Source organism: Variovorax sp. VRV01, assembly GCF_014852545.1.
In the GTDB taxonomy this organism is placed as follows: Bacteria; Pseudomonadota; Gammaproteobacteria; order Burkholderiales; family Burkholderiaceae_C; genus Variovorax; species Variovorax beijingensis_A.
The window spans coordinates 351,007-370,441 of sequence record NZ_JACVBS010000002.1 but is presented as its reverse complement, the minus strand read 5'-3'; the positions used below and the strand labels follow the sequence as shown (position 1 = coordinate 370,441).

General features: G+C 66.1%; 17 protein-coding genes. 2 read left to right on the top strand and 15 right to left on the bottom strand.

The window, feature by feature from the left end:
• Positions 1-77: 77 nt before the first annotated feature.
• Positions 78-3,332 (top strand): DEAD/DEAH box helicase, encoded by a 3,255-nt coding sequence (locus tag IB278_RS05430; protein ID WP_318646671.1) that lies wholly within the window; start codon positions 78-80, stop codon positions 3,330-3,332.
• Positions 3,333-3,412: 80 nt separating this feature from the next.
• On the opposite strand, the gene IB278_RS33835 is transcribed toward IB278_RS05430, so the two are convergent.
• The 6 genes from IB278_RS33835 to IB278_RS05400 all read right to left on the bottom strand — a co-directional run bounded on the left by IB278_RS33835 (position 3,413) and on the right by IB278_RS05400 (position 10,518).
• Positions 3,413-3,751 (bottom strand): helix-turn-helix transcriptional regulator, encoded by a 339-nt coding sequence (locus IB278_RS33835; RefSeq protein WP_225612736.1) that lies wholly within the window; start codon positions 3,749-3,751, stop codon positions 3,413-3,415.
• A 192-nt stretch (positions 3,752-3,943) separates the two neighbouring features.
• Positions 3,944-4,384 carry a hypothetical protein gene (locus IB278_RS05420; RefSeq protein ID WP_192322897.1) on the bottom strand — a complete coding sequence of 147 codons (441 nt, stop codon included), beginning with the start codon at positions 4,382-4,384 and terminating at the stop codon, positions 3,944-3,946.
• Between the two features lie 48 nt (positions 4,385-4,432).
• Positions 4,433-5,671, bottom strand: coding sequence for a hypothetical protein (locus tag IB278_RS05415; protein ID WP_192322896.1), 1,239 nt, complete (start codon positions 5,669-5,671; stop codon positions 4,433-4,435).
• 134 nt (positions 5,672-5,805) lie between these two features.
• Complete coding sequence (locus IB278_RS05410) at positions 5,806-6,591, bottom strand: hypothetical protein (protein WP_192322895.1); 786 nt, start codon at positions 6,589-6,591, stop codon at positions 5,806-5,808.
• A 923-nt stretch (positions 6,592-7,514) separates the two neighbouring features.
• Positions 7,515-9,539, bottom strand: a complete 2,025-nt coding sequence (locus tag IB278_RS05405) for a 4-oxalomesaconate tautomerase (RefSeq protein WP_192322894.1) — start codon at positions 9,537-9,539, stop codon at positions 7,515-7,517.
• A gap of 13 nt (positions 9,540-9,552) precedes the next feature.
• Positions 9,553-10,518: a tripartite tricarboxylate transporter substrate binding protein gene (locus IB278_RS05400; protein WP_318646675.1), complete on the bottom strand. Its 966-nt coding sequence runs from the start codon at positions 10,516-10,518 to the stop codon at positions 9,553-9,555.
• Positions 10,519-10,674: 156 nt separating this feature from the next.
• Between IB278_RS05400 and IB278_RS05395 the strand changes: the two genes are divergently transcribed.
• Positions 10,675-11,628 carry a LysR family transcriptional regulator gene (locus IB278_RS05395; RefSeq protein ID WP_192322893.1) on the top strand — a complete coding sequence of 318 codons (954 nt, stop codon included), beginning with the start codon at positions 10,675-10,677 and terminating at the stop codon, positions 11,626-11,628.
• Between the two features lie 22 nt (positions 11,629-11,650).
• On the opposite strand, the gene dctA is transcribed toward IB278_RS05395, so the two are convergent.
• The 9 genes from dctA to IB278_RS05350 form a co-directional block, all read right to left on the bottom strand.
• Entirely contained in the window at positions 11,651-12,985 is a 1,335-nt protein-coding gene (gene dctA, locus IB278_RS05390; RefSeq protein ID WP_192322892.1) for a C4-dicarboxylate transporter DctA, read from the bottom strand.
• 86 nt (positions 12,986-13,071) lie between these two features.
• Positions 13,072-14,418, bottom strand: a complete 1,347-nt coding sequence (gene pcaB / locus IB278_RS05385; protein WP_192322891.1) for a 3-carboxy-cis,cis-muconate cycloisomerase — start codon at positions 14,416-14,418, stop codon at positions 13,072-13,074.
• Positions 14,419-14,459: 41 nt separating this feature from the next.
• The gene (locus IB278_RS05380; protein ID WP_192322890.1) at positions 14,460-15,290 is read right to left on the bottom strand and encodes an HpcH/HpaI aldolase/citrate lyase family protein; all 831 of its coding nucleotides are present in this window, start codon (positions 15,288-15,290) and stop codon (positions 14,460-14,462) included.
• Between the two features lie 10 nt (positions 15,291-15,300).
• Positions 15,301-16,491, bottom strand: coding sequence for a CaiB/BaiF CoA transferase family protein (locus IB278_RS05375; RefSeq protein ID WP_192322889.1), 1,191 nt, complete (start codon positions 16,489-16,491; stop codon positions 15,301-15,303).
• A 30-nt stretch (positions 16,492-16,521) separates the two neighbouring features.
• The gene (locus IB278_RS05370; protein ID WP_192322888.1) at positions 16,522-17,382 is read right to left on the bottom strand and encodes a MaoC family dehydratase N-terminal domain-containing protein; all 861 of its coding nucleotides are present in this window, start codon (positions 17,380-17,382) and stop codon (positions 16,522-16,524) included.
• A gap of 460 nt (positions 17,383-17,842) precedes the next feature.
• Entirely contained in the window at positions 17,843-18,307 is a 465-nt protein-coding gene (locus tag IB278_RS05365) for a YbaK/EbsC family protein (RefSeq protein ID WP_126025592.1), read from the bottom strand.
• 64 nt (positions 18,308-18,371) lie between these two features.
• Positions 18,372-18,695 (bottom strand): AzlD family protein, encoded by a 324-nt coding sequence (locus IB278_RS05360; protein WP_192322887.1) that lies wholly within the window; start codon positions 18,693-18,695, stop codon positions 18,372-18,374.
• Positions 18,692-18,880, bottom strand: coding sequence for a hypothetical protein (locus tag IB278_RS05355; protein WP_192322886.1), 189 nt, complete (start codon positions 18,878-18,880; stop codon positions 18,692-18,694). The genes IB278_RS05360 and IB278_RS05355 overlap by 4 nt, the downstream gene beginning before the upstream one ends.
• A complete protein-coding gene (locus IB278_RS05350; RefSeq protein WP_192322885.1) occupies positions 18,877-19,356 on the bottom strand; it encodes an AzlC family ABC transporter permease in 480 nt (159 codons plus the stop codon). Before IB278_RS05350 ends, IB278_RS05355 begins: the two co-directional genes overlap by 4 nt.
• Positions 19,357-19,435 lie beyond the last annotated feature (79 nt).

Below are 19,435 nucleotides of genomic sequence, written 5' to 3'. Positions count from 1 at the left end.
CCTGATTTACGATTAGACACACGTCAGAAGAACCCGTTCTAGCCGACCCCTTGGGAGGACCTGTGATCCGACTAACCGTGCCGTCCGTCAAGGGCGTCGATGCCAAGACTTTGCGGGGTTTTATCGGCCAGCTCGCGCATCCCTCTGAGGTTGTCGAGGGCGCGTTGACAAAGTTCACGGTGCCCTCGCGAACAGGATGGAAGCTGAGCGGCGCTGACGGTCGCGTCCTGTATGTCTTTCCTAAGGCACCGCCGACAAGTCAGATGCCAAACGACGGGCCCGTTCTGCTCGGCGACGTCGCTGATGGTGCGGTTGAGGCCGACCTAAGCCAAGGCAAATGGCTCGCCCACCCGGACCTCGGCACTGGTCCCACGGCCGCCCAGGCGCGGGACAGCTGGTTCGCCGCGTTTAACTTCATTGGCGAGGACCAGCTCCGCGGAGGACAAGTCGGCTTGCGCCGCCCTCAGCTGGGAGCGCTTCATGCAATTCACGCTCATTGGTCTACCAAGAGCGATGTTGCGACCGTCGTCATGCCGACCGGTACGGGCAAAACCGAGACGATGTTGGCCACGATGATCTCCGCCCTGTGCACGCGGGTCATGGTGATCGTGCCCACCGACGCGTTGAGGACGCAGATCGCGTTGAAGTTCTTCTCGCTGGGCATTCTGAAGGATCCCCGCTCCGTGCTGCTCGCAGCGAACGTGCTGAGGCCTGTCGTCGGCACGCTTGAGAAGCGGCCCACGACCGTCGAGGAGGTGGATGAGCTGTTCAAACGGTGCAACGTCATCGTGACAACCAGCGTACTTGCAGGGAAGTGCAGCCACGAGGTGCAGGTCAGGATGGCTGAGCTCTGCACGCATCTGTTCATCGATGAAGCCCATCACGCCGAAGCACCGACCTGGCACGCATTCAAGTCGGTTTTCAAGGCACACAAGCGGCATGTCTTGCAGTTCACCGCCACGCCATTCCGCGAAGACGGGGTGCCTCTGGACGGAGAGATCGTCTACGTCTATCCAATGAGGCAGGCGCAGCGAGAGGGCTATTTCCGAGCCATCAGGTTCAGCTCGGTGTATTCCTTCAATAACGCCAGAGCCGACCGCGACATCGCCGCCAAGGTCATCGAGGAGCTCAACGCCGATGCCACAGGCCTGCACGTTGCCATGGCACGCGTATCCACGCAAATACGGGCTGCACAGGTGCTCGCGATCTACCAGGAGCTTGGCCAGTTCAATCCGGTGATGCTTCACAGCGGCATGACGAAGGCTGACGCTCAGGCAGCACGCAGCCAGCTGGACCAGCGCAGGTCGCGCATCGTCGTTTGCGTTGACATGCTCGGCGAAGGCTTCGACATGCCGGAGTTGAAGATCGCGGCCTTCCACGATCTCCGCAAGAGCCTGGCGGTGACGCTGCAACTTGCCGGCCGCTTCACGCGGTCCAGGGACGACCTGGGCGATCCGGTGTTCATCGCGAACATCGCCGACGTCAACCTGCGCGAAGAACTCCGAACTCTTTACACCCAAGATCCCGATTGGAATCTCCTGCTCCCCAGCCTGAGCGAAAGTGCGATCGGACAGGAACTGGAGGCACAGCGCTTCATGGGCGGGTTCGACAACCAGCTGGACGAGATCCCGGTAAACGAGATCAGGCCGGCCGCAAGCATGGTGGCCTATCGGACGCACTGTGCCCAATGGAAGCCTTCCGAGCACAACAAGGCTTTCCCGGGGCTGGCTGAAGGCGAAGAGATCTACCCCATCCTCAACGAGAAGGAAAGGACGCTCATCATCATCGCGGCCAAAAGGCAAGGCGTGGCGTGGACCGCCGTACCAGCTGTCGAGGGATTGGTCTGGGAGCTTTGCATCGCAGTCTGGGACAAAGACCAGTCACTACTTTTCATCCACGGATCCACGAACACGGGCAACTACGCCCCGTTCGCGCGTGCCTTGTGCGGGGACGACGTCGAGCTGATCCAAGCGCCCGGCGTCTTCAGAGCGTTTGCGGGCATCAATCGGTTGATGTTGATGAACGTCGGCCTCGACGAGCAGTTCGGTCGCCAGGTGCGGTACACGGGCCGCATGGGCCCCGACGTCGGGGCACGCTTGACCGATACAACCTTGGAGACGACCACGAAAGCCGTCCTCGCCGGGTTCGGCTTTGAAAACGGCGGCCCTGCCTCGATCGGTGCGGGCAAGAAGGGGCGCGTGTGGGCAACCTTGCGGCTGAAGGTCAACGAATTTGCCGCCTGGTGCAAGCATGTCGGTGCCAAGCTCGTCGACGACAGCATTGACCCCGAGGAGGTCCTGAAGGGCACGTTGATACCCCGGCTTGTGAGTGCGCGGCCGGCCTCGGTGCCAGTAGGTGTGGACTGGCCCGTGGAATTGCTCGACTTGGTGGAGTCGGCGACCAAGATCTCCTTCGTCTACACGGTCGAGGAGCATCTGACCAACGTCAGCATCGAGGTTCGGGACTTCAACTCGACCGGCCCGATCGTCCTGCGCGTGTACAGCGAGTCCCGGGAAATTCAGGTCCGGCTCAATTTCGTGACGCGTGGCAGGGCCGCCGACTTTGAGTTCGTCTACGAAGGTGCCGCGACCGCAACGATTCATCGCGGGGGCGACTACGACCTTTGCGCCTACCTGACTGAGCATCCTCCGACGATCTGGTTCGCCGACGGATCAAAGCTGGAGGGAAACACACACGTCGAGCTGCGCACCTCGGCGCAGCTGTATTTGCGAGACCGCTTGGAAGTGCTCGACTGGACAGGCATTGACATCACCAAGGAATCACAGAGAGAGGAACGCCGCAAGGACTCCGTTCAGTACCGAATGATTGAGCACATCAAGGCGGAGAACAGGCACGAAATTGTGTTCGATGACGATGGCGCCGGCGAAGCCGCGGACATCGTCGGCATCAATCTGGACAGCCAGGGCCAGCCCCGACTCATCACGGTAGACCTCTACCACTGCAAGTACTCGGGCGGCGATGTGCCCGGGGCGCGCATTGACGACATGTACGTTGTCTGCGGGCAAGCTCAGCGCAGTGTCATGTGGCTCCACAACAAGGAGCGTCGCACTGACCTCTTTGCACATCTCCTTAAGCGGGACGCGGACCGTGTAGAGGGCGGCCGGCCAACGCGCTTTGAGGTTGGCTCCAAAGACCGCTTGGCACAGATCCGTGATCTCAGCCGCATCTGTGCCGTCACGTTGAGGGTCTATATCGTCCAGCCAGGCCTTTCCAAGACGGGGGCAGCTGATCATCAGCTCGCCCTGCTCGGCGTAACGGACCGCTTCCTGTCCGAGACCTACCAGACGCCGCTCAAGGTGTATTGCGGATAGACCGGCCGCACCGGCTGCTCCCACACTCGGCGTCGACTTCGCTGTTGCGTTGCGCGCAGCAGACGGGCTGCATGCAGTATTCATGTCGCGCGCTCGTCCATGCGATCCGCGATCCATGATTGCACGGCGCTCTCTGGCCACGCCGCGGCGCGCTGTCCGGTTTTCACCGAGCGAGGAAAGATGCCCCTGCGCATCTGCTCGTAGATAGCCGACCTGCACAGGCCGGTGAGGCGCTCGACTTCGGGCAGTCTCAGAAGCCTGTCGGAGGCGCGCTTTGCCGTCTGCATCGGCGGCGTCGTTGCGTCACCGCGAAGGAGCGTGAGCGCCTCTTGCAGCAGATGAGCCGCCTGCAGGGCTCTTTGAACGCTAGGGTCGGCGGCGACGCGCGCGCTCGGTTCGTTGAGGGTATGGGTTCGCATGGGCATTACCTTTCGGTTCTTCCGCAGCGCGTTCAATGCCGTTGCGGGACGTCCGTAGGTTGTCAGCGATGTCTGCTGGAACCAACTCGCCAGAGCGATGCGAGGCGCACGACAGCATAGGCGTGGAAATCGGAGAAGGGCGTTCAGTGCATGGCGAGCGTTCAAGCTCTCTGCCCTATGACCGATCCCCTCTCAACGACCTTCCCTCTTCCTTTCCAGCAGGAATGCCTTGCGCTCGGCTCGTGCGTCGGCGGCTTGCTTCAGTTCAGCATAGGACTTTGACTCGATAACCGCTCCGCTGGGGTTCTTCACGTTCGGGTTCGTGACCACGGCGTAGTAGGTGGGCGGCGATTTAGGCCCAGCATCGCGATAGATCTGCACCTGCATGCCGCTGTGCAAGTACTCTTCGACGACTTGGTCGTGGTCGGAGGGGTCTGAGTGCGGGATCTGGGCCTTCACATGACGCGCACTATCTTCCGCGGCGATCGGATAGACGTTCAGCTCCAGGACTTGGGCATTCAGGCCCACCTGAATTGCCGATCGCAGTGCGGCCTTGGTGGCCTCCGCGCCCTGACCCGCGAGCGGGTTCATCTCGATGAGAACGTGCGCAAGGATTCGGCGGTTTTCGGCCATGTCGGGTTCCGATCGTTTCTGCGAAGGTTGGTAATGTGGGGCCGCGCCTCATTCCGGCCACCAAAGCGGCCGTGCCGGCTGCGCCGCTTCGGCACGCAATGCGTCGGCCAGCTCATGCGCGGGGTCCTTGAGGCTGCTGCGCACGAGTGCAACCCATGTACGCAATGCGTCATCCTCGGGTTGATCGCCGGCAATCCCCTCGAGGCGCGACAGCACATCCAGGGCGCTGTGATAGGCCGCCAGGGATTGGCCGACCGCGACGGCGCGAGGCAGTTGATTCGCCCGCGCTTCCCGGCGCTGCGCATGCGCCTGCTCTGCGGCCATCGCGATGTCGTGTGCCCGGGCTGCTTCCCGCTCCTGCTGTCGTCGGATGGCGGCTTCTTCGGCCAGCAGCTTGGACTTGAGTGCTTCGGCTTCCGGGAATGCGATCAAGGCGCGTGTAATCTCCGGAAGCTGTTGCTCCAACTGCTCACGACTGCCTGTCCATTGACGGGCGATGACGTGCCAGTCTCTCTCCAGCTTCAGCTTGTAGCTGTCGAGGGGCTTGTACTCATCTCGATGAAAGAGGAAATCCTGGCGCCTGGGTTGCGCAATCTTCTCCACCTGTTCGGAGAAGTTCAGCCTGATGGCGCCGCCCGCGCGCCGGATCTCAACCGTGTTCGATGCGTCTCCCCGGCCAGCGACGACCTGGCAGCCTCCGGCGATCAGTCCCCGGATGAGCGCTTCGTGGAAACGCAGAATCCAGTCGATGTGGGCCAGGGTCGCGGTGATGCGCAGGCAACCGCTGCCGGCGACGTACCGGCCCGTGGTCATCCTGTGGCTCGACATGCCGCCGAAGAAGGGCTTGCGCAGTCGCCTGGCTTCTTCCGCCTGCACCGCCAACTTCGCCTCATCGCGCTCGATGGACTGAAAAAAGCGAGCGGTCTTCGCCACCAGCGGGTGGCAATGGTCGAGTGAGGGCGGTACATCAATGGGCTGCAGCACAACTGCGTCCCTGGCCCGGGAAAACGCTTGCTGGACCTGCTGAATCCTCGTGGCGTCGGAGGAGCGGGCCGCCGTGGTGTCTTTCTCCGGCAGGTGGATTTCGTGATCGACGTCGGAAGGCGGCAGCGGGGCCTGCACACAGATCTTGCCGGCCGCGAGACGGGTCCAATAGCCAACTGGTGGAACAGGGATGTTGTATCGGCGGCAGAGCTTGGAGAGTCCGACATCGGACAGGCCGAGATTCGGCCCCAGATGGCGAAGCGGTGTCTGCCAGACCAAGGCATACAGTTCGGATCGTTTCACGCACATCTCCATCGTCAGACAAAACGAAGGCTCCCGGCCAAACCGATGAGCGTCGCCGAGCCGTCGCCGGCGGGTGGGCTGTTGACGCAGACGCTCAAGAGCACACTGGCGCTGGCGGAGCTGCCGGCGCTTGATCACCCGACCATGGCCGGGGCCGAAGATCCTGTTGTTTGCGGAACTCGGGCTGCCCTTATTCGCGAAGTCCCCACTCTCCGGCGGGACGCCCGGCCAGTTTCGGCTTCGACCTTCGCGTGGCGAACGGCATAGTCGAGCAGGTCTACCACCTGCTGGGGTCGCTCACGCCGGCCATGGGCGTGGAAGGCCACGAGGTAGAAACAGGCCGCCAATATCAATGGCATCCACAGGTACATGTTGCTGTCGTACTTGAGCAATGTCGACGCCGCCATGGCTGACGCCGTCAATGCGGGGAACAGGCCGAGCTTTCGCAAGTCGCCTGTGAGCAGGCCGACCCGCCCATCGAAGATGTCCCATCGGTGGCGGTACTGCAGCAGCGCATATTCCAGCGTCGCCTTGTCGTAGCTGCCTAACTGGGTCAGGAAGTCTGCATCGGCCTGAATGTCGAGCTTGATGCGCGCGAGCAGCCCGGGAAACCGTTGCCTGCGATGACGCCAGAGCAGATGCCCCACATTGAAGGTGGCGGTCAGCAGATAAGCCAGTCCAAACAGGAGCATGACGGTATAGAGCGGGGAGACGCTGGCAGCGAGCTTTTGCGAAGGCCATGCGTGCCGCCCCCATGCGGCACTCAGCAGTAGTGCCATGGTGGCCAAGTAGCCGCAGAGGATCGCCTTTTCCAGGCGACGCATTTGCGCAGAGGGCTGAAACGCGCTGTCTTCGCGCTGAACCAGCGTCATTTCCTGCAGCAACGAGAACAGTGGATCGAGAGAGTCGGGCTTGAGCATCGATTTTGAGTGGGCGAATCAGTTCGTCGAAATATCCGGCGAATGTCATTCTGGCTGACGCAGGGCGTCTCCGGCCGTGGCGGTGATGGCCGGCCGCGCTGTCGTGCTTGCGCATCGAGCCACCCCTGGCGTCTCGCCCCCTTCGGGCTTCCATCGTTCCCTCGCGCCGCTCGGCTGACGCCTTCGGCCCGGTTCGCTGATCCGGGCCTGCGCGCTTCGCTTGCGTGGTGTCGGCGACGAAGGCGGCCATTGCCTGTCCAGCCATCTTTCCTTCCCTCATCACCTTGTCCGCGACCGTAGCGCGCGCCGGGACGCCGTCAAGGCGCGCCAGGCCGTGTCCTCGCCTTCGGCTGCGGGCCGCACCAGCCCTGGCGCTTCTTCCTTGACGGCGCCCCGGCGCGCGCTCCTTGGGCCGCGGGCGATGAACTCAGGAAAGACGGTGGCAACGAGGCCTACCGGGTTCTTCGTGCCGACCCCACCGGAAAACCCGAAGAGGGCTCCGAATCTAGGAATCCGGTGAGGCTGTTTTCAACAGCCAACTTCGTCAGGAGAAAGACCATGCAACTTGCATCCCGTTTCGCGAACCACTCGCCGGTGCTGCGCTCGGAAAATCCCTTGTCGGATGCCCGATCGAGCTTGCCAAGGAGACCGGCAAGGCCTGGATTGGAGCCAGCGGACGCGACCGCGCTTCCACTACGTTGTCGAGATGAAGCCCGAGCCCGGCTGGGGTCTCGAACTGTTGCGCTGGTACGACCGGGGGCACCTGCCCGCGCTGGCTGCGGCGCGGGGCTGCATACGCGCCCAGCGCTTCTGGAACAACGATGACGAGCTGGAGCGATCGCGTGCGGCCTTATTTCATGAAGCCCGTGCGCACCATGTTTGCGCTGGTGGCCTCCGCAGGGCCGTAGCTACGGCGCGGCGGATCAATCCAGCGCGAACTGGCGCTGTTCCTTCGGCGCAATGCCGGCCTGACGCACGACTTCGCGCCAGCGCGCCAGGTCCGACTTCATCCGCAGCGCGAGTGCGTCGGGGCTGCCGGGCTCGACCAGCGCGCCTTGGCTCTCGAAGCGCCGGACGACGTCCGGATCGGCCAGCACCTCGTTCAGCGCCTGATCGAGGTGCGAGACGACCGCGGCGGGCGTGCCCGCCGGCGCAAACAGTCCATACCATTGGACGACATCCACCCCAGTGACACCCAGCTCCGAAAGTGTCGGCACGTCCGGCAGGGCGGCGAGGCGTTTCGAGCCCGCCACGGCCAGGGCCCACAACTGGGCTGCGCGGATGAACGGATAGGCCGTGAACAGGCTCGGGAACATGATCTGCGAGCGGCCCTGCACCGTCTCCGCGATCGCAGGCGCGGCACCCTCGCAGGTCGTGCTGGCCATCGAAGTGCCGCTGCTGAGCTGAAAGAGCTCGGCCGCGAAATGCGGCGGCGTGCCGTCGCCGGCGGAGGCGTAGCTCAGGCTGCGGGGTGTCGTCTTCAGCCGCTCGATCAGTTGCTGCACTTGCGGTATGCCCGCGTCCGGATGGGCGACCATCAGGGTCGAGGAAGAGCCCACGAGCCCTACCGGCTCGAAATCGGCGGCCGGATCGTAGGCCAGCTTCTGCAGCGCGGGGTTCATCGCGTGGGTGCCGACATAGCCGAACATCAGCGTGTGGCCGTCCGGCGTTGCCCTGGCCACGTACTCGCTCGCGATGGCACCGTTGGCTCCGGCGCGGTTGTCGACCAGGATCTCCTGGCCGAGCAGCGGCCCGAGCTTCGCCGCGATGATGCGGGCCATCGTGTCGTTGCCGCCGCCTGCGCGCGTGGGCACGATGATCGTCAGCGCCTTGTGCGGGAACCGGGAAGTGCTCGCGGCCTGCGGCTGCGGCCGCGAGAACACGTAGTCGGGCAGGTACATCTCGCCCTGCATGATCTTGCGCGCCGTGCGCAGGAGCGCGGCGCGATCCACCGCGGCGGTGTCGCCGGTGCCCTTGAGCTCGACCTCGATGTCGATCTGCCCCGCCGGATGCAGCACGACCAGCCTGTGGGTTCCGGCGGCGCGCGCGACGCCGCTGGCGACCGTTCCCGGCAGCGCGAAGGCGCTCGCCACGCCGATGGCGCCCGTCACCGCATGCGAGGCGTGGCACTTGCGCGGCGTGAAGTAGCGCGAGGTGATGCTGTCGTCCGTATCGCCCGCGCTCACGAGCACCGGCTTTGGCACGACGCTGTCAGACACGTCGCCCAGGCCCATCCTGCGGCCCGCCTCCAGTCGCAGCGTCTCGAGGCGCTCGAGCAGTCCGATGTTGGCGTCGAGCGCGGCGGGCTTCTCGCGCCCGGTGAGGCCCAGGTCGCTGGCGCGCACGATCATCAACGGCATGGCGGCGTCGATGCAGGTCACCTCCACGCCGTCGATCGTGTCGATGCGCCTGCCGGTCGGGAAGACCTGGCCCGTGACCGCGCCCCAGGCGTCCAGAAAGTTCAGCAGGATCGGCGCCGCCGTGCCCGCCACCCCGTCGATGCGCGCATCGCCTTCGTACGTCACGCGACCGCCAGGGGTGTGCACCGTCACGTCGATGCGCGAGCCGGTGTTGACGTTGTGCACGCGAACGAGGGTGGTGCCGTTCCCGGCCGGCACCAGGCCCTGCTCGATCGCGAAAGGCGCGACGCCCGATAGCATGTTGCCGCAGTTCGGCCGCGTGTCCACTGAGCGATGCCCGACGCCCACCTGCGCGAACAGGTAGTCGACGTCGCACTCAGGCCGCGACGAACGCGAGACGATGGCCACCTTGCTGTTCAGGGTGCTTCCGCCGCCCACGCCGTCGAGCTGGAGCGGGTCGGAGGCGCCTATCGCGCCGATGAGCGCCTGGTCGCGCGCCTCGTCGCCGTCCGGCAGCCATTCGCGCAGGAAGAACGGCCCGCGCGAGGTGCCGGCGCGCATCAGCACGCAGGGAATCGATCTGTTCATGTTCAATCCGCGCTCAATCCGCGCTGATCCTGGCGGCCTGGACCACCTTCTTCCACTTGACCTGCTCCTGCGCCACGTAGGCGCGCATCTGCTCGGGGGTCATGGTCGAGACCTCGGCGCCGTGATCCTCCAGCCGCTTGATCACGCTCTTGTCCGCGAGCACTTCGTTGAGCACCTTGTTGAGCTGCGCGACGATGGGTGCGGGCGTTTTCGCCGGCGCGAAGATGCCGTACCACTGCGAGACGTCGACATCCGCGATGCCCTGCTCCTGCAGCGTGGGGACGTCCGGCATGAGCGCCGAGCGCTTGGCGCCGGCCACGCCCAGGGCCTTGAGCTTGCCGGCCTTGACGTAGGGCACCGCCGTGAAGAGGCTCGGGAACATCACCTGCGTCTGCCCGGCGAGGGTGTCGGTGATGGCCGGTGCGGAGCCCTTGTAGGGAACGTGCAGCATGCTCGTGCCCGTCGAGAGCTTGAACATCTCGGCCGCGAAGTGCGGCGCCGTGCCGTTGCCGGCCGAGGCGTAGCTCGTCTTGTCCGGCGCCGCCTTCAGCATGGCCACGAGCTCCTTCGCGCTGGCGGCCTTGACGGATGGGTTGACCACCATCACCGTGGCCGAGGATCCCAGCATGCCGACCGGCTCGAAGTCCTTGACCGGGTCGTAGCGCAGCTTCTGCAGCGCCGGGTTCATCGCGTGCGTTGCGATGTAGCCGAGCATGAGCGTATAGCCGTCGGGCGCCGCGCGCATCACGTACTCGCTGGCAATGGCACCGTTGGCGCCCGCCTTGTTGTCGACGATGACGGGCTGCTTGAGGATGGCTGACATGGCCTGGCCGACGACGCGCGCCATGGCGTCGTTGGCGCCGCCCGCGGCCGTCGGCACGATCAGCGTGATCTGCTTTTCAGGAAAGGCGGCGGCCGCGCTTGCGCAGGTCAGGCATGCCCCCAGCGCGACGGCGCCGAGGAAGCGAATTTTCTGGATCTTCAATTTGTCTGCTCCGGTGGATTTTTGAAAGCTCGGGAGGCTCTTGCGTGGCCCTGGTGCGCATGTTCTTCCGATGCCTGAGTTCTGTAAATTGCATGTTTAGGATCGATTGATGCACACTGTCTATCAATCAGATCGAGTCGGAGCAATGCCATGGCCATCAACTTCAATCTCAACGACCTGCAGGCGTTCCGCGCGGTGGCGGAACTCAACAGCTTTCGCAAGGCCGCCGAGGCGCTGCACGTCTCGCAGCCTGCGTTCAGCCGCCGCATCGAGAAGCTGGAGGAGGCACTCGGCGTGAAGCTGCTCGACCGCACCACCCGTCGCGTGAACCTGACCTCCGTGGGGCGCGAATTCGACCGCAAGGTGCAGCAGCTGCTGGACGACCTCGATCACACGCTGCTGGGCATCCGCGGTGTCGCGGCCACGCGCATGGGCGAGGTGAAGATCGCCTGCGTGCCGTCGACGGTCTACTACTTCCTGTCGCAGGTGATCTCGCGCTACCACGAGCGCTACCCGAAGATCCGGGTCAAGGTCCTCGACGCGAGCGCGAACGAGGTGCTGGCGACCGTCTCCAGCGGGGAGGCCGACTTCGGGCTCAACTTCGTGGGTGGGCAGGAGCCGGACATCGAATTCAAGCCGCTGCTGGAGGAGCGCTTCGTCGCGGCCTGCCGGCGCGACCATCCGATCGCCAGGAAGCGCCGTGTGAGCTGGACCGAGCTGGCGCAGTACGACTACATCTCGGTGAGCAAGGCGTCCGGCAACCGCCTGCTGCTGGACCAGGCGCTCTCGGGGGTGGCCGGCCGCCCGCAGAGCATCTACGAGACCCAGCATGTGACGACGATGCTCGGCCTCGTCGAGGCGGGTCTGGGGGTCGCGGCGGTCCCCTCGATCGCCATGCCTGACGCGGACCATCCGCTGCTGGTGAGCGTTCCGCTCCACGACCCCACCATCACCCGCACGATCGGCCTCATCCGGCGCAAGGGCCGAAGCCTCTCTCCGGCCGCGCAGCAGCTCTACGCCTTCTTCTCCGAGATGAAGGCGAAGCGCGGCAAGCCGGGAGGCCGCCGCGCGGATAGTGCAAAGGCCGAGGGCACGCGCGCCTGAGGCCCGCCGGCCGCCTGGGCGATCAGGGCGTCGGGCCGGCGTGCCCCAGCGGCGCGGCGAAGTCCTTTGGGCCTTCTTCGAGCTCGTGCTCGGTCCTGGCGTAGTTCGCGGCCAGCTCGCGCTGCAGCACCTTCCGGTCGCAGGCCTTTTCCCAGATGGAGACGACGATGCACGCCACCGCGTTGCTGATGGTGCTGGTGAGTGCGCGTGCCTCGGACATGAAGCGGTCGATCCCCACGATCAGCGCGACGCCGGCCACGGGCAGGTCGGGCATGACGGTGAGCGTGGCCACCAGCGCGACGAAGCCGCTGCCCGTCACGCCCGCCGCGCCCTTGGAGGTGAGCAGCATGATGCCCAGCATCGAGCCGATCTGGAGCCACGACAGGTGGATGTCGCAGGCCTGGGCGATGAACATCGACGCCAGCGTCAGGTAGATGGCTGTGCCGTCCAGGTTGAACGAATAACCGGTCGGCAGCACCAGCCCGACCACGCCCTTCTTGCAGCCGAGCCGTTCGAGCTTCTGCAGGAGCCGCGGAAGCACCGGCTCGCTGGACGAGGTGCCCAGCACCACCAGCAGTTCCTCCCTGATGTAGCGCAGCAGCTGCCAGAGCTTGAATCCGTGCAGGCGCGCGAGTGCGCCGAGGATCACGACGACGAAGAAGATGCAGGCGACGTAGAAGGTTCCGATCAGCAGGCCGAGCGATCCGATGGACTTGATGCCGTAGCGGCCCACCGTGAAGGCCATCGCTCCGAAGGCGCCGATCGGCGCGAGCCGCATGATGATGCCGAAGGCGGCGAAGAGCATGTGGGAGAAGCCGTCGATGCCGTCGAGCACGGGCTTGGCGGCGCTTCCTATGCGGGTGAGCCCGAAGCCGCAGAGCACCGCCAGCAGCAGCACCGGCAGCACCTCGCCCTCGGCGAACGCACCGACGAAGGCGTTGGGGATGATGTGCATCACGAAGTCGGTGAACCCGTGGATGTGGACCTGGTTCGCGAAGCGCGTGGCGACCGACGCATCGAGGTTCCTGGGGTCGATGTGCATCCCGGCGCCCGGCTGCAGCAGGAACACGGTGACCAGGCCGGTGAGGAGTGCCAGGACCGTCAGCGCGTAGAAGAGTCCCATCGCCTTGAGCAGCGTCTTGCCGATTTCCTTGGAGTCGCCCAGCGAGGTGATGCCGCTCACGATGGTGCAGAACACCACCGGGGCGATCATCATCTTGACCAGCTTGACGAAGCCGTCGCCCAGCGGCTTGAGCGCGGCGCCGAACTCGGGCCAGTAGTGGCCCACCGCGATGCCGAGGATCAGGCCCGCGAGAACCTGCACGTAGAGAAGTTTCGAGAGCTTGCGGATGTTCATGACCTTGTCTCCGGGGTGGGGGCGCGCGAATGCATGCCGGTCTGCGCCGGCTCTGTCTGCTGCGGTGAAGGATGCGGGGGCGGCGCTCAGCCGCGCGCGGCCAGCACGCGGTCGACCATGACGCCGGCCTGGCCGAGGTGGTTGGCCGGCTCGCACATGGCCTCGAGCTGCACGCGCGTCACGTGCCTGCCGATCTCGGGGTGCGCAGCGAGGATCTCGATCAGGGGCCGGTTCTCGGCGATGGCCTGGCGGCACAGGTCGTACACCAGGTCGTGCGCGTACTCGCGGCCGATGTAGGGGCCCAGGCCCATCATCACGGCCTCGGACATCACCAGGCCGTTGGTGATGTCGATGTTCGCGCGCATGCGGGTGGCGTCCACCTCCAGGCCCTTCAGGATGAACCTGGTCTGCTTCAGGGCGCCCGACATCAGGCAGAAGATCTCGGGCAGCGACACCCACTCGATCTCCCAGGGGCCGGTGGAACGCTCGTGGTCCGCCACCATCGCGTCCATCAGTGCGGCGGCGTGCTGGCGGGCCACCGAGATGTTGGCGTGGATGTAGAGGCAGGAGATCGGGTTGCGCTTCTGCGGCATGGTCGACGACGAGCCGCGGCCCGGCGCGAAGGGCTCGAACACCTCTGCCACTTCGGTCTGCATCATCAGCTTGACGTCCATCGCGATCTTGCCGAGTGAGCCGCCGACCAGCCCCAGGAACGCGCCGACCTCCGCGACGGTGTCGCGCACCGTGTGCCAGGAGATCAGCGGCTGCGCGAGCCCCAGTTCCTTCATCAGCCCTGCCTGCGTTTCCATCGCGCCCTTCTCCAGCGAGGACAGCGTGCCCGATGCGCCGCCGAACTCGCCCATCAGCACGCGCGGCTTGAGCTGCTGCAGGCGCTCGCGGTGGCGGTCGATGCCGGCCAGGATGCTCGCCATCTTGTAGCCGAAGGTGATGGGCGTGGCCTGCTGCAGGTTCGAGCGGCCGATGATCGGCGTGTCGCGGTACTTGCGCGCCAGGGCCGCGAGCGCTTCGCCGATCTCGTCGAGGTCCTGCTCGACGAGGGCGAGCCCTTCGCGCATCTGCAGCACAGCGGCCGTGTCGGTGATGTCCTGCGTGGTCGCACCCCAGTGGCAGTACTCGCCGAGCTTGTCCCTGCAGTTGGCGTTGATCTGGTTGACCACCGCGATGATGGGATAGCCGATCTGCTCTGTCTTGGCCTTCAGCTTGGCCCAGTCGATCTGCGAGAGGTTGCAGTTCCGGACGATCTCGTCGGCCGCTTCCTTGGGAATGATGCCGAGCTCGCCCTGGACCTTGGCAAGGGCGCGCTCGATGTCGAGGTACTTCGCGGTCCGGTTCTCGTCGGACCAGACTTCGCGCATGCGCGCGTCGCTGAACATGTCGCCGAATATCCGCGAATCGATGATGGTGGAAGCCATGATGCTTTGTCTCCTTCTGCGATGGAGGTGGATGGATGAAGTCAGTCGCGGGCGAGGGCCAGCGTGCGTTGCGCCTGCAGCACCACGGGCCGGTCGACCATGCGGCCGTCCAGCCGCGCGGCACCCGGCGACGCGGCATCGGCGGCCAGCACGCGCCGGGCCCAGTCCAGCGCCTGCGCGCTCGGCTGCAGCGCCGCGTGGATCGGCTGCACCTGGCGCGGATGGATGCACAGCTTGGCGCCGAAGCCCATCTGCCGCGCCTCGGCAAGGTCCGACAGGAGGCGCGCCTCGTCGTCCAGCTGCGGCGTGACACCCGCCACCGGTGGGGGCAGGCCCGCCACGCGGGAGGCGATGGCGATGCGGCTGGCCGCGTAGGCGAGGCCGCGGGCGTCCGTCGCGATGTCCATGTCGAGGTCGAGCGCGAAGTCGAGCGTGCCGAACACCAGGCGTTGCACGCCGGCGGCCGCGATGGGCTCCACCTGCGCCACGCCCTGGGCACTCTCGATGAGGGCGAGGACGGCCGCGCCGGGCAGCGCGGCACGCACGCGGGCGATTTGCGCGGCCGATTCGGCCTTGGGCAGGAGCACCTCGGCCGCAGCCGCGTCGGCCAGCGCGGCGAGATCGGCGCCGAACCATGGAGAGCCGGCGTCGTTGATGCGCACCACGGTGCGCGACCTGTCGGCAGGGCTCACACCCTGCAGCCACGTCATGACGATGGCGCGCGCATCGGCCTTGTCGGCAGGGGCGACGGCGTCCTCGAGGTCGAGCACGATCCGGTCGGCACCGCTGGCCAGCGCCTTGCCAAAGCGGTCCGGATGCGTGCCGGGCACGAAGAGGTAGGTGCGGGCGGAATGCCTATGTTCACCAGGCATGGCGTGGCCCTCAGACGGCGTTCGACGCGCGCAGCGCCGCGATCTCGGCTTCGCCGTAGCCGAGTTCCGCGAGGATCGCTTCGGTGTGCTCGCCGAGCGCGGGCACCGGGTCCATGCGCGGACCGGTGTCCCAGGTGCCGGGCGGCAGCATCGCGGGCACGGGGCCCTTCGCCGTCCCCACTTCGCTCCAGCGGCCGCGCGCCTGCAGCTGTGGATGGGCCCAGACCTCCTTCATCGTGTTGACCTGGGCGTTGGCGATCTGCGCGAGTTCCAGCCGCTCGACCACCTGCCTGCCGCTGAGCGAGGCGAAAGCCTCGACGATGATCTCGCGCAGTGCGGCCCTTTGCGCCACGCGCTTGAAGTTGGCGGTGAACCGCGGGTCTTTCGCGAGCTCGGGCTGTTGCAGCACCTTGTCGCAGAAGCTGGCCCACTCGCGCTCGTTTTGCAGGCCCAGCATCACGGTGGTGCCGTCGCCGGCCGGGAATGGGCCGTACGGGTAGATCGTCGCGTGGCTGGCGCCGGTGCGCGGCGGCGGCTCCGCGCCTTCGAAGGCGTAGTAGAGCGGGTAGCTGTTCCACTCCGCCAGCGACTCCAGCATCGAGATGTCGATGCGCTGGCCCCTGCCGGTCTGGCCGCGCTGCAGCAGCGCGGCGAGGATGTTGCTGTAGGCGTACATGCCCGCGGCGATGTCCGCGATCGAGGGCCCCGCCTTGCAGGGTTCCTCCGGCGTGCCGGTGACCGAGACGAAGCCGGCTTCACTCTGGATCAGCAGGTCGTAGGCCTTCTTGTCGCGGTACGGCCCGGGGCGTTCGGGATCGTCGCCGTAGCCGGAGATGTCGCACATGATGAGTCCTGGCTTGGCACGCGAGAGCCGGTCGAAGCCCAGGCCCAGGCGCGCAGCCGCGCCGGGTGCCAGGTTCTGCACGACCACGTCGGCCTTTTCCATGACCAGGCGCTCGAGCACGCGGGCGGCCTCGGGATGCTTCACGTCGAGCGTGAGGCTCTCCTTGGAGCGGTTGGTCCAGACGAAATGCGACGCCAGGCCGCGGACCCGCTCGTCGTAGCCGCGGGCGAAGTCGCCCGAGCCGGGACGCTCGATCTTGATGACGCGTGCGCCGAGATCGGCGAGCTGGCGGGTGGCGAAGGGAGCCGCGATCGCGTGCTCCAGCGTGACGACGGTGATGCCCTTGAGTGGCTGCATGGCGTGTTTCCTTCTGCGTTGCGAAACGAGTCAGCGCAGGACGGCGGTGGCGTCCATCGTCAGCCAGCCCTCGTGGTCCGAGGCCCAGAGCCGGATGGTCTTGCCGTCGGCCTGCGGCTGGCCGCTGACGTGGAAGGCGTCGAGGTCGAAGGTGGGCCGCACGGCCTTGAAGCGGAAGCTCGCCACGTCTGCATCAGGCAGCTGGCGGCGCAGCAGGTCCATCAGCAGCGTCGCGATCAGCGGGCCGTGCACGATCAGGCCCGGATAGCCCTCGACCTGCGTGACGTACTGGCGGTCGTAGTGGATGCGGTGGCCGTTGAAGGTCAGTGCCGAATAGCGGAACAGCAGCACGTCGTCGGGAACGATCTGCCGGCGCCACGCGGCCTCTGTCGGCGCCGCCTGCGGGGGCGGGGGTACGTCGTGCGGGCCCTGGGCCTCGCGATAGACGATGTCGTGGAACTCGACCAGCGCCGGCGCAGCCTCGCCATTGCAGCGGATCTCGTGCCGCACCTTGACGAACACGAGCTTGCCGGTGCGGCCTTCCTTCAGCGTGACGTCGTCGATGGTCGAGGTTCGCGTGACCTGGTCGCCCACGCGGATCGGCGCGCGGAACTCGAACTGGCTGCCGGCCCACATGCGGCGGGGCAGCGGCACCGGCGGCAGGAACCCGCCGCGCTTGGCGTGGCCGTCGGCGCCGATCTCGCTTTGGCGGTGCATGGGCAGGAAGTAGAGCCAGTGCCACAGGGGCGGAAGCGCCGTGCCGATCGGCACCGGCGCGGCCGGGTGGTCGAGCGTCGCCGTCAAGGCCGCCACGGGCGTGGGATGGATGGTGTCCTCGAGGCGCTCGCTGCGCCCGATCCATGACTGCAACTGATCCGGATGTACGTCCACTCTCGTGTCTCCTTGGTTTGCTGCACCCAGCGGCAGCAGGACTGGGAACGGAGTGTGCGGCGCATCGAACGCCAAGTGAATTGCATTATTTGAGGCTATTGATGCATTTCATGGAACAAAGAAACGGGCCGTCAATGGCTCGCGCACTCCTTTATTGGACCGCGTGACGGCGTATTCCTACAGTCCATCGCCACTCGACCAGCCCGCCGCCAAGAGGCGGGCCCCACCTGAAGGCGTATTCATGAAGCCCTGGGTTTCCAAGTTCCTTGCATCGCTGCGACCTGCAGTGATGCCGGCATCGGTATCCGGAGATGCGTCGGAGCCGGCGCCCGCGCTGCAGTCGCTGCCTGGCGAGCGCGTCGGCATCTCGGGAACTGAACCGTTTTTGTCCGCACCCCCATCAGCACGAGGAGGCCTCTCCGGGACACCCAGTCATGTCGCGAACGATCGCCGACATCGCTCACCGCTTGACGAGGTCGTGCAGCGCACAGCGACTTACCCGGACAAGTTCGGCACTGCGAATCTGCAGGGTCGAATCATTCCGCCCCGTGCCGCAATAGATCGTTTCCATTGCCGTCACTCCCGAATCGACGACTACCCGTGCCCCGTTGATCGGCAAGGGAACGACGCCTCCCGGGACCATCGCGAGGAACTGTGCCAGTTCCATGTCCGTTGCCATGTGGAGATCCGCTCTCCTCACGCCAAGTGCATCGGCGATCTTCTTGTAGTCCGCGCGCTCGGCCGCTCGCATGGCGGCAATCGCGTAGCGATCGCCCGGCAAGCGGAAGGCCAGGCTCTTGACCATTGCGTCGGGATCGAAGGGAAGCAGGCGCTGCGCTTCAGCGAAGCTCACCACGGCGTCGTGGTCGTGCACTTCGAAGATCGCATCGCTCGACGTCAGGAAGGAATGTATGGCCGGGCTCATCGCATCCAGGGTATCGAGGAACCGGGAAGCCGATCCGAGCCGTTGTTGCCGTACTCGCGGACACTCATGGCGCACCTGCCATGCCGAGGCCAAGACGCAGCACGGCCACCGCAACGACGCCCACCAGGATCGTTCCGAGAAGCGGAAGGCGGACCGAGGCCACCGCCGCCAGCAGGCCTGCCAGCGTTTCCGGCCAGCCGGTGACCAGCAGGGTCGGCGCGATGATCGTGACGAACATGACGGGCGGTATGGCATCCAGGGCTGCTTTCGCGCGGCCGCGGACGGCGAACCGATCCCCGCGCACCAACAGCATGCCGGCGACCCGGGTGAGATAGGTGACGACGGCCATCGCCGCGATCGCCTCGAGGGTTGTCGCGTGGAACGTCATGCGGGCTGCGGCTCCTGTGCTTGCTCCGGCCGCGCCGCGATGTAGGCCACCGCGATGCCGGCCATGGCGCCGGCCATCACGTGCCACGGCGCACCCAGAGTGTGGAACACGGCCGCCGACGACAGGCCGCTGGCGGCGATGGCAAAACCGGTGCGCCGCCACCCCATCCAGAACCTGGCCGTCATGCCGATGAACAAGGCCGCCAGCGCGAAGTCCGCGCCGATCCGCCGGGGATCGCCGAGATAGGCGCCCAGCCACGCGCCGGCCATGGTCGCACCAGCCCCGCGGCCGAGAAGACGAGCGCCAGGCCCATCCAGTAGGACCAGGTGACCGGCAGGCCCGCGCGCGCACGCTGCTCTGCGAATCCCCATGTCGGATCGGTGAGGAAGGCCAGCGCCACGCACATGCGCAGGCGCGTCATGCCGGCTTTCGCGAGCTTCGGAACGAGGGTCAGGCTCATCAGCGCGTGGCGCACATTGATCAGCAAGGTGGACAGCAGGATCGGCCCGAGTCGCGGCCCGTCGTTCGCCCACAGCTGGACCGCCGCGAACTGCGATGCGCCCGCGTTGACGAGCAGGGACATCCATCCGGCCTCCGCGGCCTGGATGCCCTTGGACCTGCACAGGGCTCCGAGCAGCAGGCCGATCGGAACCGCGACCATCACCGCAGGCAGGATGTCCCTTGCGCCTTCGGCGGCTGTGGCGAGCGAGGAGGGTCGGCGATCCGGTGGAGCCGCGGAT

Coding starts and splice junctions, on each gene's coding strand:
- IB278_RS33835 (WP_225612736.1), bottom strand. CDS start 3,751: ATGCGAACCCATACCCTCAACGAACCGAGCGCGCGCGTCGCCGCCGAC.
- IB278_RS05420 (WP_192322897.1), bottom strand. CDS start 4,384: ATGGCCGAAAACCGCCGAATCCTTGCGCACGTTCTCATCGAGATGAAC.
- IB278_RS05410 (WP_192322895.1), bottom strand. CDS start 6,591: ATGCTCAAGCCCGACTCTCTCGATCCACTGTTCTCGTTGCTGCAGGAA.
- IB278_RS05405 (WP_192322894.1), bottom strand. CDS start 9,539: ATGAACAGATCGATTCCCTGCGTGCTGATGCGCGCCGGCACCTCGCGC.
- IB278_RS05395 (WP_192322893.1), top strand. CDS start 10,675: ATGGCCATCAACTTCAATCTCAACGACCTGCAGGCGTTCCGCGCGGTG.
- dctA (WP_192322892.1), bottom strand. CDS start 12,985: ATGAACATCCGCAAGCTCTCGAAACTTCTCTACGTGCAGGTTCTCGCG.
- pcaB (WP_192322891.1), bottom strand. CDS start 14,418: ATGGCTTCCACCATCATCGATTCGCGGATATTCGGCGACATGTTCAGC.
- IB278_RS05380 (WP_192322890.1), bottom strand. CDS start 15,290: ATGCCTGGTGAACATAGGCATTCCGCCCGCACCTACCTCTTCGTGCCC.
- IB278_RS05375 (WP_192322889.1), bottom strand. CDS start 16,491: ATGCAGCCACTCAAGGGCATCACCGTCGTCACGCTGGAGCACGCGATC.
- IB278_RS05365 (WP_126025592.1), bottom strand. CDS start 18,307: ATGAGCCCGGCCATACATTCCTTCCTGACGTCGAGCGATGCGATCTTC.
- IB278_RS05360 (WP_192322887.1), bottom strand. CDS start 18,695: ATGACGTTCCACGCGACAACCCTCGAGGCGATCGCGGCGATGGCCGTC.
- IB278_RS05355 (WP_192322886.1), bottom strand. CDS start 18,880: ATGACGGCCAGGTTCTGGATGGGGTGGCGGCGCACCGGTTTTGCCATC.
- IB278_RS05350 (WP_192322885.1), bottom strand. CDS start 19,356: ATGGTCGCGGTTCCGATCGGCCTGCTGCTCGGAGCCCTGTGCAGGTCC.